The organism is Ornithinibacter aureus, from assembly GCF_009858245.1.
Taxonomy (GTDB): Bacteria; Actinomycetota; Actinomycetes; order Actinomycetales; family Dermatophilaceae; genus Fodinibacter; species Fodinibacter aureus.
Map to the genome: position 1 here is coordinate 1,500,053 of NZ_VMSB01000001.1, position 14,624 is coordinate 1,514,676.

12 protein-coding genes are annotated in these 14,624 nt (G+C 69.8%); 3 read left to right on the top strand and 9 right to left on the bottom strand.

Going from position 1 to position 14,624, the window contains the following annotated elements:
- Positions 1-13: 13 nt before the first annotated feature.
- On the bottom strand, positions 14-1,219 hold the full coding sequence (locus C8E84_RS07070) for a trans-sulfuration enzyme family protein (RefSeq protein WP_159900752.1): 1,206 nt from the start codon (positions 1,217-1,219) through the stop codon (positions 14-16).
- 89 nt (positions 1,220-1,308) lie between these two features.
- On the opposite strand from C8E84_RS07070, the gene C8E84_RS07075 reads away from it, so the two are divergent.
- Positions 1,309-1,803, top strand: a complete 495-nt coding sequence (locus C8E84_RS07075) for an Lrp/AsnC family transcriptional regulator (RefSeq protein ID WP_159900754.1) — start codon at positions 1,309-1,311, stop codon at positions 1,801-1,803.
- Positions 1,804-1,824: 21 nt separating this feature from the next.
- On the opposite strand, the gene C8E84_RS07080 is transcribed toward C8E84_RS07075, so the two are convergent.
- From C8E84_RS07080 to fdxA, 3 genes are all read right to left on the bottom strand, one after another.
- Positions 1,825-3,111 carry a citrate synthase gene (locus C8E84_RS07080; RefSeq protein ID WP_159900765.1) on the bottom strand — a complete coding sequence of 429 codons (1,287 nt, stop codon included), beginning with the start codon at positions 3,109-3,111 and terminating at the stop codon, positions 1,825-1,827.
- 94 nt (positions 3,112-3,205) lie between these two features.
- A complete protein-coding gene (gene dapC / locus C8E84_RS07085) occupies positions 3,206-4,354 on the bottom strand; it encodes a succinyldiaminopimelate transaminase (RefSeq protein WP_159900767.1) in 1,149 nt (382 codons plus the stop codon).
- Positions 4,355-4,370: 16 nt separating this feature from the next.
- Entirely contained in the window at positions 4,371-4,697 is a 327-nt protein-coding gene (fdxA, locus tag C8E84_RS07090) for a ferredoxin (protein ID WP_159900769.1), read from the bottom strand.
- A gap of 21 nt (positions 4,698-4,718) precedes the next feature.
- Here fdxA and C8E84_RS07095 point away from each other — a divergent pair, with 21 nt between their 5' ends.
- The gene (locus C8E84_RS07095; RefSeq protein WP_159900771.1) at positions 4,719-5,750 is read left to right on the top strand and encodes a GNAT family N-acetyltransferase; all 1,032 of its coding nucleotides are present in this window, start codon (positions 4,719-4,721) and stop codon (positions 5,748-5,750) included.
- An 18-nt stretch (positions 5,751-5,768) separates the two neighbouring features.
- Here C8E84_RS07095 and C8E84_RS07100 read toward each other — a convergent pair whose 3' ends face one another.
- The 5 genes from C8E84_RS07100 to typA all read right to left on the bottom strand — a co-directional run bounded on the left by C8E84_RS07100 (position 5,769) and on the right by typA (position 12,638).
- Positions 5,769-7,502 (bottom strand): VanW family protein, encoded by a 1,734-nt coding sequence (locus C8E84_RS07100; RefSeq protein WP_159900773.1) that lies wholly within the window; start codon positions 7,500-7,502, stop codon positions 5,769-5,771.
- Positions 7,499-7,996 carry a flavin reductase family protein gene (locus tag C8E84_RS07105; RefSeq protein ID WP_246196835.1) on the bottom strand — a complete coding sequence of 166 codons (498 nt, stop codon included), beginning with the start codon at positions 7,994-7,996 and terminating at the stop codon, positions 7,499-7,501. The genes C8E84_RS07100 and C8E84_RS07105 overlap by 4 nt, the downstream gene beginning before the upstream one ends.
- Positions 7,993-8,871 (bottom strand): N-acetyl-1-D-myo-inositol-2-amino-2-deoxy-alpha-D-glucopyranoside deacetylase, encoded by an 879-nt coding sequence (gene mshB, locus C8E84_RS07110; RefSeq protein ID WP_246196836.1) that lies wholly within the window; start codon positions 8,869-8,871, stop codon positions 7,993-7,995. Before mshB ends, C8E84_RS07105 begins: the two co-directional genes overlap by 4 nt.
- Complete coding sequence (locus tag C8E84_RS07115) at positions 8,868-10,661, bottom strand: ABC transporter substrate-binding protein (RefSeq protein WP_159900775.1); 1,794 nt, start codon at positions 10,659-10,661, stop codon at positions 8,868-8,870. The genes mshB and C8E84_RS07115 overlap by 4 nt, the downstream gene beginning before the upstream one ends.
- Positions 10,662-10,742: 81 nt before the next feature.
- Positions 10,743-12,638, bottom strand: coding sequence for a translational GTPase TypA (typA, locus tag C8E84_RS07120; RefSeq protein WP_159900777.1), 1,896 nt, complete (start codon positions 12,636-12,638; stop codon positions 10,743-10,745).
- A 250-nt stretch (positions 12,639-12,888) separates the two neighbouring features.
- Between typA and C8E84_RS07125 the strand changes: the two genes are divergently transcribed.
- Entirely contained in the window at positions 12,889-14,565 is a 1,677-nt protein-coding gene (locus tag C8E84_RS07125) for an ABC transporter substrate-binding protein (protein ID WP_159900779.1), read from the top strand.
- The last annotated feature ends 59 nt before the right edge of the window (positions 14,566-14,624 follow it).

A 14,624-nucleotide genomic window follows, 5' to 3' on the forward strand; every position in this document is an offset into this window, starting at 1 on the left:
GCCCCGGGTCTGCTCAGGTGGCGAGGCTGAGCTCTCGCTCGACGACGGGGATGTGTTCGTGCACCACCGCGAGCGCGCGGGCGAGGTCAGCGATGACGTCCTGCGGGCTCTCCAGGCCGACGGACAGGCGCAGGAGCCCCGAGTCGGGCCGGGCCTCCGGCGCGACCGGTCGGTGGGTCAGGGCGGCCGGGTGCTGGATGAGGGTGTCGACCCCGCCCAGTGAGACCGCGTGGGTGACCAGGCGACAGGTGTCGGCGACCGCGGCTGCTGCGGCGTACCCGCCACGCAGCGCGAACGACAGGACCGATCCGGGGCCGCTCATCTGCCGCCCCACGAGTCCTGCCGGGTCGCACTGCGGCAGGCTGGGGTGCAGCACCCGCTCGACCTCGGGCCGGCCCTGGAGCCACTGCGCGACGACGGTCGCGTTCTCCTGCTGGGCGAGCACACGCACCGGCAGCGTCTGCAGCCCGCGGTGCAGGAGGTAGGCCGACTGGGCTGACAACAGGCCACCGGTGAGGGCCCGGACCCGGCGCAGCCTCACGGCCCACTCCTCATCGGTCGCCACGACGCCCCCGAGCAGGTCCCCGTGACCACCGATGAACTTGGTGGCCGAGTGGACGCTGAGCGCGGCACCGTGAGCCAGGGGCTGTTGCAGAACGGGGGTCGCGAAGGTGTTGTCGACGAGCACCGGGACGGCGCCTGCCCTGGCGACGACGTCGGCGATGTCGACGAGGTCCAGGGAGGGGTTGGCCGGGGTCTCGACGATGACGAGACCGGTGTCGGGGCGGATCGCGGCATCCACCTCCTCAGCCCTCGCCCAGGTCACCCGGGTGCCGAGCAGCCCGGTGGCCAGCAGGTGGTCCGTACCGCCGTACAGCGGTCGCACCGCGACGACGTGGGGGCGGCCGGCTGCGGCGGTCGCGAGCAGGCAGGCAGTGATCGCAGCCATCCCCGAGGCGAAGGCCACCCCGGCGGGCGCCCCCTCGAGCTGGGCAAGCGCCAGCTCGAACCGGTCGACGTTGGGGTTCCACAGTCGCTGGTACACCAACGAGTCGTCCTTGAGCGGGCGACCACCGGTGGCCATCCGCTCGTAGGCGTCACCGCCCAGCTCGACGCTCGGGAGCGGATACGTGCTCGACTGGTCGACGGGTGGGACGTGCGCGCCGAGAGCGGCGAGGTCCTCACGGCCGGCGTGGACTGCGACGGTGACGGGCTCCATGGCTCGATGGTGGGGCTTTCACCGAATCAGGCGCAACACTTCCGAGGAATCCTCGACAGAGGGTGCTTGAGTCGGGGATTCTTTGGTGCATGGCCTCTCCATCGACCACCGACCCTCGGATTCCTCGCCGCCCACTCGACGACGTCGACCGAGCCCTGGTCGAGCTGCTGTCCACGGACGGGCGGATGCCGAACGCCGAGCTGGCGCGGCGGGTGGGCATCGCGGAGTCCACGTGCGCCGGACGGGTGAAGGTCCTGCGCGATGCCGGGGTCGTGCTCGCGATCCGCGCAGAGATCGACCTCGCCGCGCTCGGTCGGCCGATCGAGGCGATGGTGGCGCTGCGCTTCACCGGTCACGCCCGGGAGTCGATGGACTCCTTTCGCGACCGGGTGGCGTCCATCCCCGGGGTCGTCGCCGCCTACCACGTCGCCGGGGCCGACGACTTCCTGGTGCACATCAGCGGCGCCACCGCCAACGACCTGCGCGACCTCGTCCTGGACCACCTCACCTCCGTCGAGGGGGTGGCTCACGCCCAGACGAGCCTGATCTTCGAGCGGGTGCGCGGCCGCCGGCCGCTCGGGTGAGAGCGACCGGCCAGCGGTCGGTCAGCGCTCGGAGACCGGCACGTAGTTGCGCTCGCCCTCGCCGACGTAGACCTGGCGCGGCCGCCCGATCTTGGTCGTCGGGTCCTCGATCATCTCGCGCCACTGGGCGATCCAGCCGGGCAGGCGGCCCAGCGCGAACAGCACCGTGAACATGCGCGTGGGGAAGCCCATCGACTTGTAGATCAGGCCCGTGTAGAAGTCGACGTTCGGGTAGAGCTTGCGCTCGATGAAGTAGTCGTCGGCCAGCGCGATCTCCTCGAGGCGCATGGCGATCTCGAGCAGGTGGTCACCGCCCGCCGTCTTGGCGAGGATCTCGTGCGCGGTGTCCTTGATGATCGCGGCGCGGGGGTCGTAGTTCTTGTAGACCCGATGGCCGAAGCCCATGAGGCGGACGCCGTCCTCCTTGTTCTTGACCTTCGTCATGAACTCGTCGGTGGAGAAGTCGGCCTTCTCGATGCGCTCGAGCATCTCGAGCACGGCCTGGTTGGCACCGCCGTGCAGCGGGCCGAACAGCGCGTTGATCCCGGCCGAGACCGAGGCGAAGAGGTTGGCCTGCGAGGAGCCGACGAGGCGCACCGTGGAGGTCGAGCAGTTCTGCTCGTGGTCGGCGTGCAGCACCAGCAGCAGGTCGACGGCCCGCACGAGGTCGGGGTCGATCTCGTAGTCCGTGGCCGGGACCCCGAAGGTCATCCGCAGGAAGTTCTCGACGAGCGAGAGGTTGTTGTCCGGGTAGAGGAACGGCTGCCCGATCGACTTCTTGTAGGCGTAGGCCGCGATCGTCGGCAGCTTGGCCAGCAGGCGGATCGTCGAGATCTCGACCTGCTCCTTGTCGAACGGGTCGAGGCTGTCCTGGTAGAAGGTCGACAGGGCGGAGACCGCCGAGGAGAGCACCGGCATGGGGTGCGCGTCGCGCGGGAAGCCCTGGAAGAAGCCCTTGAGGTCTTCGTGGAGCATCGTGTGCTGGCTGATCCGGCCCTCGAACTCGGCGAGCTGGGTCGGCGTGGGCAGCTCGCCGTAGATCAGCAGGTAGGAGGTCTCGATGAAGGTCGACTGCTTGGCGAGCTGCTCGATCGGGTACCCGCGGTAGCGCAGGATGCCGGCGTCGCCGTCGATGTAGGTGATGGCGCTGGTGCAGCTGGCCGTGTTGGTGAAACCACCGTCCAGCGTGACGTTCCCGGTCTCCTTGAGCAAGGACGAGATGTCATACCCGCCGTTGCCTTCAGTGGCCCGTACGAGGGACAGGTCGAGCTGCTTGCCAGCAGCGGACAGGGTGGCGCCATCAGTCATGTCGTCGTCCTTCACGAGGGGCAGGGAACCATTCGACCCTACAGTCCGGGAGCAGGAGCAGAAACCGCACGCCCGTCTGCCTTGTCCCGGGAGGTCACCCGAGGCGACGAACGGCGGCCTCGATGCGCTCATCGGTCGCCGTGAGGGCGATGCGGACGTGCTGTCGTCCGGCAGGGCCGTAGAAGTCACCGGGGGCGGCGAGGATGCCGCGCTCGGCCAGCCGCTCGATGCTCACCCGGCAGTCCTCCCCCGCACTCGCCCACAGGTACAACCCGGCCTCGGAGTCGTCGACCCGCAGGCCGAAGGACTCGACGGCCGGCAGGAGCGCGGCCCGACGAGCGGCGTAGCGCTGCTTCTGCGCCACGACGTGGTCGGCGTCGGACAGGGCTGCGAGCATGGCGCGCTGCACGGGCCAGGGCACGATCAGCCCGGCGTGCTTGCGGACCTCGAGGAGCCGCCCGACCAGGGCGGGGTCACCCGCCACGAAGGCCCCGCGGTAGCCCGCGAGGTTCGACTGCTTCGACAGCGAGTAGACGCACAGCAGCCCCTCGTGGGACCCACCCGTCACGCGTGGGTCGAGGATCGACGGCGTGGTCGGCGGCTCGCGCGACCCCTGCGCGCGCGGGCGCCAGTCGAGCTCCGCGTAGCACTCGTCGGAGGCGACCACGACCCCGTGCTCGCGGGCCCAGGACACCACCTTCGCCAGGTGCTCGATGCCGAGCACCTTGCCGGTCGGGTTGCCGGGGGTGTTGAGCCACAGCAGCTTCGGCGTGGTTGCCGCCGTCAGCGGGCCCAGGGCCGTGAGGGCGTCGACCGCCACCGGTGTGGCCCCCGCGAGCCGGGCGCCCACGTCGTAGGTCGGGTACGCCACCCGCGGGAAGGCCACGACGTCGCCTGCCCCGATGCCCATGAGCAAGGGCAGCCAGGCGACGAGCTCCTTCGACCCGATCGTCGGAAGCACCCCCGCAGGGTCGACGTCGGGCACCCCGCGACGGGCCGCGAACCACGCGGCCACGGCTTCGCGCAGGTCAGGAGTGCCCCAGGTGAGCGGGTAGCCGTGGGCATCGGAGGCGGCAGCGAGGGCGTCGCGGACCACGGTGGGAGTGGGGTCGACGGGCGTGCCCACCGACAGGTCGACCAGGCCGGAGCCGGCCGGGCCGTCGATGGCGGGGTCGCAAAAGGCACTCGCCCGCTGCTTGGTCGCAGCGAGCGAGTCCCAGGGAAAGTCGGGGAGCGAGAGCACCGGCGGTGGCCGCGACCTACTCGTCGTGCTCCTGCGGGGGCAGCGCGGAGATGATCGGGTGGTCCTTGGCGATCATGCCGAGCTTGGCGGCCCCACCGGGGCTGCCCAGGTCGTCGAAGAACTCGACGTTGGCCTTGTAGTACTCGGCCCACTGCTCGGGGACGTCGTCCTCGTAGTAGATCGCCTCGACGGGGCAGACCGGCTCGCACGCACCGCAGTCGACGCACTCGTCGGGGTGGATGTAGAGGCTGCGCTCACCCTCGTAGATGCAGTCGACGGGACACTCCTCGATGCAGGCCTTGTCCTTGAGGTCGACACAGGGCTGCGCGATCACGTACGTCATGGCGCCCATACTATGCGGGCCATGGACGAGCGTGTCGAACTGCCCGATCGTGAGCCCCGGGTCGGGGCTCGCGTCGTGGTGCGGTACCGCCTTCCTGAGGTGGACCCGCGCACCGGGGCGACCCTCACCGACGTCGTCGGCGACCTCGTCGAGACGGATGCCGCGAGCCTCGTGGTCCGCACGCGTCGGGGCGTGGTCACCGTGCCACGCAGCCTCGTCACCGCCCTCAAGGAGATCCCGCCGACCCCGTCGCGCCGGGGCAGCCCCCACCGTGCGCTGTCGATCGAGGACCTGCAACGCGTCATGGTCGGCGCCTGGCCCGCCATGGAGACCGAGCGGCTCGGCGACTGGGTGCTGCGCGCCTCCCGCGGGTTCACCCAGCGAGCCAACTCGGTCGTCACCGCCGGCTCCCCCGGTCTGCCGCTGCCGGATGCGCTCGATGCCGTCGAACGCTGGTACGCGGCCCGTGACCTGCCCGCCAACCTCACGATCGCCGGCCCCGTGGGGTTCGACCCGGCATCCGACCTCGTGGGCGCCGAGGCGCTGCGCCGCGGGTACCGCGGCCGGGTCGCCACCGTGACGCTCACCGCCTCCACCCGACTGATTGCACTCCAGCCACCCCGGCGCGGTGTGCATCAGGTGGCTGGAGTGCAAGAAGTCGCGGTGGGACGTGACCTCACCGACGACTGGTTCGCCGCCTACCGCACCTACCGCGCCGTGGACGACCACGCGGCCCGGGCCGTGCTCACCGGCTCACCCGACCAGGTGTTCGCGACCACGCGGGATGCCGGGGGGCGGGTCGTCGGGATCGGTCGCCTGGGACTGGCGTCGGCCTGGGGTGGCATCGCCGCCATGTGGGTCGAGCCGACGATGCGCCGCCGCGGGATCGCCGACGCGATGCTGACGGCCCTCGCCCGGGCCGCCGACGATGCCGGCGTCGCGTCCTTGCACCTGCAGACCGACTCCGACAACGACCCGGCCCTGGCGGTCTACGGGCAGCGCGGGTTCGACCGGCACCACGAGTACGTCAACCTCACGCGACCGCCGGGCTGAGCCGAGGGCGGCTGGCCGTCAGGACGGCCTGGGGTTGGTGCAGGTGACGTCGTCCTCGGGGCGGTAGTTCGTCGTGAACTTCTCGGTCTTCACGACCTTGCCCTTCTCCTTGATGATCCGGCCGACGGTGACCTTGAAGCCGGGGACCGGGCTCTGGTCGATGCAGTCAGGGCTGTCGTCGGTGTACTTGCGAGGCTGCACGAAGTCGAAGCGGTCGCTCTTGGTCGCGGTCACGTCGTACTTCTTGGTGCCCCAGAAGTTCACCGTGATCGAGGAGTTGGTCGCGATGACCTCCATCCGCACGCCGCCGTCGGTGGTGTTCGTGAACTTGTTGTGCAGGTCGGGCCACGAGATCGTGGCCTCCCGACCTTCGGGGTAGCGCGAGATGTAGTAGTAGTGCGGGGTCCAGGCGTCGAGTTCCATGCCCGAGAAGAACGCGGCGTTGAAGATCGTCGTGGACACCTGCGAGATGCCGCCGCCGTAGGCGCTCGCCGAGCGTCCACCGCTGATGATGCCTGCCTTCACGTAGCCCTTGTCAGGGGTGCGCTTGCCGAGGATGGCGTTCATGCTGAACTGGCCCCCCGGCGGGATGTAGGTCCCGTTGAGGACTCGCGACGCGACCTTGATGTTCGTCACGCGCGGCTGCCCTGCCGGGTAGTACGTGGTGAAGGAGGAGATCTTCTCCTTCGGCAGGGTGGCCTTGGCGATCGCGGTCGTGAACTTCGGCGCGACGGTCTTGGTGGCGACGGTGGCCGTACGGGTGGGCGTCGTGATCGCCTTCCACACCTCGGTCTGGACCGACGCGTCGTCGAGGGCGAGACCGGGAACGTCCGGGGTCACCTTGGGCGTGCTGCCGGAGAAGGTCACGACGGCGTCCTTGGCCTCCACCTCGGCGCCCGCCTTCTTCGCTGCGGCGTGCACGATCGCGGACAACTTCTTGAGGTCGGCCTTGGGGCTGATGACGCCCGAGTCGTCGGCCGCCAGGACGATGGCCGGAGCAAAGGCCTTCGGGGTGAGGGTGAAGGACTTCTCCCCCGCCTTCACGGTCACGGGGCCGGACACTGCGACGTCGGCGAACTCGGTCTTGACCCGGGTGAGCTCCTGCGCGGAGACCTTGGGTTCCACGCTTCGGGCAGCCACCGTGATGGTGCTCTGCGTCGGCCACCAGCGCTTGACGGCGGCCACCGTGCCCGCGACGTCGGTCTCGGAGCCCGTGGTCGGTTCCTTGAGGGCGACCTTGCCACCGGCGACGGAGATCGAGCCCTCGACCGGTTCCGCGTCCAGTTCGGAACGGGCCTGGTCCACCGCCGTGGTGAACACGGCGTCGTCGACGGTGACGACGGGGTTCTCCTCGCCACCGCCGAAGAGGTTGCGCCACACGTCGGCCGGTGCGAGGGAGAAGCCCACGAGCGAGGTGACCGTGGCGTCGATGTCGACGCCCACACCGAGATCGGCAGGCGTGATGGCGACCTCGCCCACGGGTGAGGTCAGGGTGACCGGTGTGGTGCCGGCGTCGGCGAGGGCCGCAGTCAGGGCGTCACGAGCGCCCTCGACGTCCTTTCCGCCCACCTCGACCCCCGCGACCGTCGTGCCCCGGGGCACGCGGTCGCCGAGGACCACGGCCGCAGCCACGTAGGCGGCCACGAGCGCCACGAGGGCACCGCCGACCAGGAAGGGCCACCGGCGCCGGGCCCTCGGCTGGGCGCCCCCCGCGGCATCTGACGAAGGGGAGTGCGCGAACAGGTCGGTCATGCGATGCTCCCGTAGCTTCCGCGGAAGTGGACCAGGGCTGGCCCCACGTCGTCCGGCAAGGTGATGGACAGGACCTCGGCGACGACGATCAGGTGATCACCGGCCGGGTGGCTGGCGGTGACGCGGCACTCGAGGTGCATGAGCGCGCCGTCGAGCAGCGCCATGTTCGTGTGCGGACCCCGGCGGTGCGGGGCCCGGTCGAGCTGCCCGTGCAGCGGGCGACCGGGCGTGGCGAACCACTGCGCCAGCGCTCGCTGCTCGGCCGAGAGGACGCTGACGCCGAAGACCCCGGCCTGCTCGACCGCCGCCAGCCACCGGGTCTCGTTCTCGACGCAGACGAGCACCAGGATCGGGTCGAGCGACACGGAGGTGAGGGTGTCGGCGGTCATGGCATGGTCGTGGCCGTCCGTCGTCGTCGTGAGCACCGTGACGCCGGACGCGAGGCGGCCCATCGCCAGGCGGAACTGGGCGGGATCGAGGTCGTGCTCGCTCACGGTGATTCCTCCTGCTCGAGGAGCTGCGCGGTCAAGGGATCGAACCGACCGTAGCCCTCGCGTCCCGCGAGACGGGACACGACGTGGTTGGACAGGGCGTACCAGCCGTCACCGACGACGACCTGGGTCTCGTGGCAGCGCAGGGCCCGGCTCTGGGCCGCGACGACGGAGGGGTCGAGCACCACGTGGGTCACCACGGCATCCGGGACGACCGAGGTGGCGAACGGGGCGTGCGGCCCGGGCACGATGAGTCCGCGATCCTGCGGCACGTGCTCCGCCAACCACTCGCGGTCCTCCAGGACCCAGGACTGCGGGGTCAGCGTGACGTAGAGGGCGGGGCGCACGGTCATGCCTGCGATCGCGCGCACCGTCGCGTCGTGGGTGCGCACGTGGTCGGGGTGCCCGTAGCCACCGGTCGCGTCGTAGGTCACGACGACGTCGGGGCACACCTGCTCGATGACGGCCCGGACCGCGGCGGCCGCCTCGTCGAGGTCGGCGCCGGCCCAGGCGCGCGGGTGCTCGGCGGCAGCGGATCCTGCCATGCCCGAGTCACGCCAGGTGGGACGGTCATCGCCGGAGGTCGCGCCGAGCAGGTGGTGGACGACGCCGAGGGAGCGCATGGCCGCAGCGAGCTCACCTCTGCGGTGGTCCGCCAGCGGATCACCCGCTGCACCCTCGAGGTGCGCCAGGGGTGCCGGGATGACCTCACCCTCCTCGCCGAGCGTGCACGTGAGGACGTGGACCTCGTCGCCGCGTGCCACGTGGTGGGCCAGTGCCACTCCGGTCGCGAGGGTCTCGTCATCCGGGTGGGCGTGCACGAACAGCAGCCGGGGGCGCTGCCCGCGGATCGTCACGTCGTCGAGAAGACCTCTCACTGGGCCACCGCGATGTCCGCGAACTCGACGACGCCCCCGGAGATGGTGTTGGCCGACAGGTTGCGGACGTCCGACCCCGCGACGTACAGCGCGCGTCGCTCGGCCAGGCCGATGTAGGCCCCCTGCTCGAGCAGGGACTGGTCGACGACTGCCCATGCCGCCTCACGCTCGGCCCGGTCGTCGATCTGCTGGATCTGCGCCATCCGGGTGTTCAGCGTGGGGTCGTTCCAGTAGCCGTAGTCGCGCCCGGGCCCGGACGCCGTGAGGTTGATCGCGCTGTCGAACAGCGGCGGCAGGATCGTGGATGCGGACGGCCACGCCGGAGCCCAGTTGCTCCAGAAGACGTCGACCTCACCAGCGATCCTGGGATCGCTGATGGCGGTGAAGTAGTCATCGGTGATGGGCCTGGTCGTGGGCTCGAACCCAGCCAGCCGCCAGCCTGCGACCAGGGCTGCCATCGCCTTGTCCGCGGTGGCGCTGCTGCGGTAGGCCACGGTGAACGGCACCGGCTCGGTCTGCTTGGCCTGGGCGAGCAGCGCCTTGGCCGTGGCGGCGTCGCCGCGATTGCCCGCGCCCACGGGGTCACCTTCGTGCGCAGCCGCGAGGGAGCGCGGGATGAGCGAACGTGCTGGGTCCGCCGCCGTCGGCCCGCCGATCGCCGTCACGTAGGCCTCGCGGTTGGTCGCGGCGGCGAGCGCCTGGCGGGCCAAGGGGTCCTTGAAGACCGCGCTCCTGGTGTTGGGCACCAGGTAGTCGACGACCCCCGTTCGCGGATTCACCGACCGCTCGCGCAGGCTCTGGACTGCGGTGATGTTCTGCTGGATGGCCGGTGGGGCCGAGCCCAGGGAGACCGAGGTGCGCCCACCGTCGGTGTCCGCCATCACCTGCTGGGTGATGGCCTGGATGTCCATGCCCTCGAGGTACTCGATGCGATCGGGGTGGGCCCGGCGCACCGGATCGGCTGACCTGGCCCAGTGCGGGTTGCGCACGAACGTGCCGCCCTGGCCGGCAACCCACGGCTTCTCCAGCATGTAGGGGCCCGCGGAGAAGACCTCGTACACGCCCTCGGGGCCCTTGTCGACGGACTTCTTGACCGGCCCGAAGGCCGGCTGGCTCACGAGTTCGTTGAAGTCGCCGAGCGGGGTGCTGAGCGTGAACGTGATCTTCTGCCCGACGCACGAGACGGCCTTGTCGAACGCCGCCTGCCCCGCGGCCACGGTCGGGCCCGTGGCGTAGGGCCCGGCATACGTGCTCGTGCCGTTGGCCTGCCTCGGGATGGCGAGGACGGCCAGGGCATCCGTGGAGCCACCCGGCAGGTCCTTGCTGGCGAAGCTGCGGGAGATGCCGTAGGCGACGTCTGCACAGGTCACAGCGGTGCCGTCCTGCCAGAGGATGCCCTCTCGCAGGGTGAAGGACCAGGTCTTCAGGTCGGCGCTGGCCGTGCCGGTGTCGGTCGCGAGGTCGCCGACGAGCCGATCCTGGGCGTCGGGGTCGACGTTGGGTGCGTAGGCCGTCAGCGAGCGGGCGAACACCCGACCGGCGAACGCGATGTCGTCGCGCGAGGCCAGCCGTTGCGGGTCCCAGGTGAGCACCGGCCCCAGGGCGAGCGCCCGGATCGTGCCGCCGTCACTCGTGACCCGCTCACCGACGGCAGAGGTCGCCGTCGCCCGATCCGGGTCGACCGTGGGCTCATCGCGCAGGACGAACACCCCGGCCACGACCAGGGCCGCCACGACCAGGGTGCCGAGCACGACGGCCGCGAGGCCGGCGTGCCGGTGAGCGATCGGCATCCGAAGTCGCCGTTGCGCGTGCCGCTCGGCACGCGTGCGTCTCGGTTCCTGCGCTCCGCCGTCATTCGCGGACATGTTCGGTCAGCTCTTCCTCGCGCGGGCGGCAGCGCGGGCGCGCAGCGTCTGGTCGAGCTCGACCTTGCGGATGCGCACGGCCTCCGGGGTGACCTCGACGCACTCGTCCTCGCGGCAGAACTCCAGCGACTGCTCGAGGGAGAGCGCCCGCGGCGGGGCGAGCCGCTCGAGGACGTCAGCACCGGCGGAGCGCACGTTGGTGAGCTTCTTCTCCTTGGTGATGTTGACGTCCATGTCGTCCACGCGGGAGTTCTCGCCGACGATCATGCCCTCGTAGACCTCCGTCGTCGGGGCGATGAAGAGGGTGCCGCGCTCCTGGAGGTTCATCATCGCGTAGGCGGTCGCCGGGCCGGAGCGGTCGGCGACGAGCGAACCGCTGATCCGGGTGGAGATCTCGCCGACCCAGGGCTCGTAGCCCTCGAAGACGTGGTGGGCGATGCCGGTGCCGCGGGTGTCGGTGAGGAACTGGGTGCGGAAGCCGATGAGACCGCGCGAGGGCACGAGGTACTCCATCCGGACCCACCCGGTGCCGTGGTTGGTCATCTGCTCCATGCGGCCCTTGCGGGCGGCGAGGAGCTGCGTGATGGGGCCGAGGTACTCCTCGGGGGTGTCGATGGTGACGCGCTCCATCGGCTCGTGGACCTTGCCGTCGATGACGCGGGTCACGACGACCGGCTTGCCGACGGTGAGCTCGTAGCCCTCCCGGCGCATCTGCTCGACGAGGATCGCGAGCGCGAGCTCACCACGACCCTGGACCTCCCAGGCGTCCGGACGCTCGGTCGGCAGGATGCGCATCGAGACGTTGCCGATGAGCTCGCGGTCGAGGCGGTCCTTGACGAGGCGGGCCGTGACCTTGGCGCCCTTGACGCGGCCGGCCATGGGGCTGGTGTTGATCCCGATCGTCATGGAGATGGCCGGCTCGTCGACGGTGATGAGCGGCAGGGGTCGCGGGTCGTCGACGTCGGCCAGGGTCTCGCCGATGGTGATCTCGGGGATGCCGGCGACAGCGATGATGTCGCCGGGACCGGCGCTCTCGGCCGGCTTGCGCTCGAGGGCGTCGGTCATCAGCAGCTCGGTGATCTTGACCTTCTCGACCGAACCGTCACGGCGGCACCACGCGACCTGCTGGCCCTTGCGGATGGTGCCGTTGTGCACGCGCAGCAGGGCGAGTCGGCCCAGGAAGTTCGACGCGTCGAGGTTGGTGACGTGCGCCTGCAGCGGCGCGTCGGAGTCGTAGGACGGGGCCGGGATCGTCTCGATGATCGTGCGGAACAACGGCTCGAGGTCGTCGCCGTCGGGCAGGCCACCGTCGGCCGGGCGGTTCATGGACGCGCGACCGGCCTTGGCCGAGGCGTACACGATGGGGAACTCGAGCTGGTCCTGGTGGTGCTCGGCGTCGACCATGAGGTCCATGAAGAGCTCGTAGACCTCGTCGACGACCTCGGAGATGCGGGCGTCGGGGCGGTCGACCTTGTTGATGCACAGGACGACCGGCATCTTCAGGGCGAGCGCCTTGCGCAGCACGAAGCGGGTCTGGGGCAGCGGGCCCTCGCTGGCGTCGACGAGCAGTACGACACCGTCGACCATCGACAGGCCACGCTCGACCTCGCCGCCGAAGTCGGCGTGACCGGGGGTGTCGATGATGTTGATCGTCATGCCGTCGGTGAGCCCGGCGTCGAGCGCGGCCTTGCCTGCGTAGTGCACGGCGGTGTTCTTCGCGAGGATGGTGATGCCCTTCTCGCGCTCGAGGTCACCGCTGTCCATCGCACGGTCGGCGATGTGGTCGTGTTCACCGAAGGCCCCCGACTGCCAGAGCATCTTGTCGACCAGGGTGGTCTTTCCGTGGTCGACGTGGGCGACGATGGCGACGTTACGGAGATCAGCGCGACGGGATACAGGCATACCCACCAGTCTCTCAGGTATTGCGCCCCCAACCGAATCGGGTGTAATGCGCGAGGTCTGGTGCAGGATCTGCGCGCAGATCAGGTCTCACTTGGATAACCACTGGCGCGACACGGGTCCACGGGCTGTTTTTGCCGTTATGGTCACCGGCACGGAGGGTGGGGAGACTCATCACCTCGCCTGCCGGGCCCAAACTCGACCGCCCACCCGGGCGACCCGAGGTTCGCATAACCCCAAGCGAGGTTGATCGATGAAGCTCAAGCGGAAGGTGCCAGTTGTCCTGTTGACAGCGGCCGCCCTCACCGTGACCGGCTGCGCCCAGTCAGACCGTGAGTCGGAGTCCACGGACACCGGCACGGCCAGCGGCGAGTTCAAGGACACGTTCACGTTCGGCGCCGCCGGCGCCCCCAAGTTGTTCGACCCGTTCTTCGCCACCGACGGTGAGACGTTCCGGGTCACCCGCCAGATGCACCAGGGCCTCCTGGGCGTCAAGCCCGGCACCGCGGACGTGCAGCCCGAGCTCGCCGAGAGCTGGACCCCCTCCGCAGACGGCCTGACCTGGGAGTTCAAGCTCAAGCAGGGCGTGAAGTTCTCCGACGGCGAGCCGTTCAACGCCGAGGCCGTGTGCGCCAACTTCACCCGCATGTTCGAGTCCAAGGGTGCGGCGCAGACCGCAGCCGAGTACTGGGGCTACTTCTTCGGCTCGTTCAGTGACAAGCCCGAGGGCTCGCTGTACAAGTCGTGCGAGGCCAAGGACGAGTCCACCGCGGTCATCAACATCACCCGCGCGACCTCGAGCTTCCCGACGATCCTGTCGCTCGACTCGTTCTCGATGCAGTCCCCCAAGGCCATGGCCTCCGGGGATGCCGGGAACGTCCAGGCAGCGGGCGAGGGCTTCACCTACCCGCCCTACGTCATGGCTCCCGTCGGCATCGGCCCGTACAAGCTCGACAAGTACGACGAGGCCAACAAGACGGTCACGCTCGTCGCCAACGACATGTACTACGGCGAGAAGCCGAAGACGGCCAAGCTCGTCTTCAAGATCATCCCCGACGAGAGCACCCGCCGCCAGGAGCTGCAGGCCGGCTCGATCGACGGGTACGACCTGCCCAACCCGGTGGACTGGAAGGGTCTCGAGGACGAGGGCAACACCGTCGAGGTGCGCCCGGCCTTCAACATCCTCTACATGGGTCTGAACGCGAAGAAGAACCCCGTGCTGAAGGACCTCAAGGTCCGCCAGGCCCTCTCCCACGCGATCAACCGTGACCAGATGGTCAAGACCCAGCTGCCCGAGGGTGCGCTGGCCGCGAGCCAGTTCATGCCCGAGGCCGTCTCCGGCTACAACACCTCGTTGCAGCCCAACGCCTACGACCCGGAGAAGGCCAAGACCCTGCTCAAGGAGGCCGGCGCCGAGGGCATGACCCTGCAGTTCGCCTTCCCGACCGAGGTCTCGCGTCCGTACATGCCGGACCCGCAGAAGATCCACGACGCCTTCAAGAAGGACCTCGAGGCCGTCGGCGTCAAGGTCGAGGTCGTCAGCAAGCCGTGGAACGGTGGCTACCTGGACGACGCCAGCGCGGGCAACTACGACGCGTGGCTGCTCGGCTGGACCGGTGACTACAACGCCGCGGACAACTTCCTGGGCACGTTCTTCTCCAACTACGAGCAGAACGACTTCCAGACCAGCGCCCACCCGTGGGGCAAGAAGCTGTCCGAGGACCTCAAGGCCGCGGACGCGATCGTCGACGAGGCCGAGCGCAAGGCCGCCTACGAGCTGATCAACAAGCAGATCGCCGAGGAGTACATCCCCGGCCTGCCGATCAGCCACTCGCCGCCGGCGCTCGTCGTCAGCTCGAAGGTCGAGGGTCTCGTCGCGAGCCCGCTGACCGCCGAGATGTTCGACCAGGTCACGGTCAGCAGCAAGTGAGCCAGGGCGACTGAAATCAGTCGTTCATCCCGTGCGGTGGCCGCCTCGAACCACTAGGG

Coding starts and splice junctions, on each gene's coding strand:
- C8E84_RS07070 (WP_159900752.1), bottom strand. CDS start 1,219: ATGGAGCCCGTCACCGTCGCAGTCCACGCCGGCCGTGAGGACCTCGCC.
- C8E84_RS07095 (WP_159900771.1), top strand. CDS start 4,719: ATGGACGAGCGTGTCGAACTGCCCGATCGTGAGCCCCGGGTCGGGGCT.
- fdxA (WP_159900769.1), bottom strand. CDS start 4,697: ATGACGTACGTGATCGCGCAGCCCTGTGTCGACCTCAAGGACAAGGCC.
- C8E84_RS07080 (WP_159900765.1), bottom strand. CDS start 3,111: ATGACTGATGGCGCCACCCTGTCCGCTGCTGGCAAGCAGCTCGACCTG.
- typA (WP_159900777.1), bottom strand. CDS start 12,638: ATGCCTGTATCCCGTCGCGCTGATCTCCGTAACGTCGCCATCGTCGCC.
- C8E84_RS07125 (WP_159900779.1), top strand. CDS start 12,889: ATGAAGCTCAAGCGGAAGGTGCCAGTTGTCCTGTTGACAGCGGCCGCC.
- C8E84_RS07075 (WP_159900754.1), top strand. CDS start 1,309: ATGGCCTCTCCATCGACCACCGACCCTCGGATTCCTCGCCGCCCACTC.
- C8E84_RS07115 (WP_159900775.1), bottom strand. CDS start 10,661: ATGCCGATCGCTCACCGGCACGCCGGCCTCGCGGCCGTCGTGCTCGGC.
- C8E84_RS07100 (WP_159900773.1), bottom strand. CDS start 7,502: ATGACCGACCTGTTCGCGCACTCCCCTTCGTCAGATGCCGCGGGGGGC.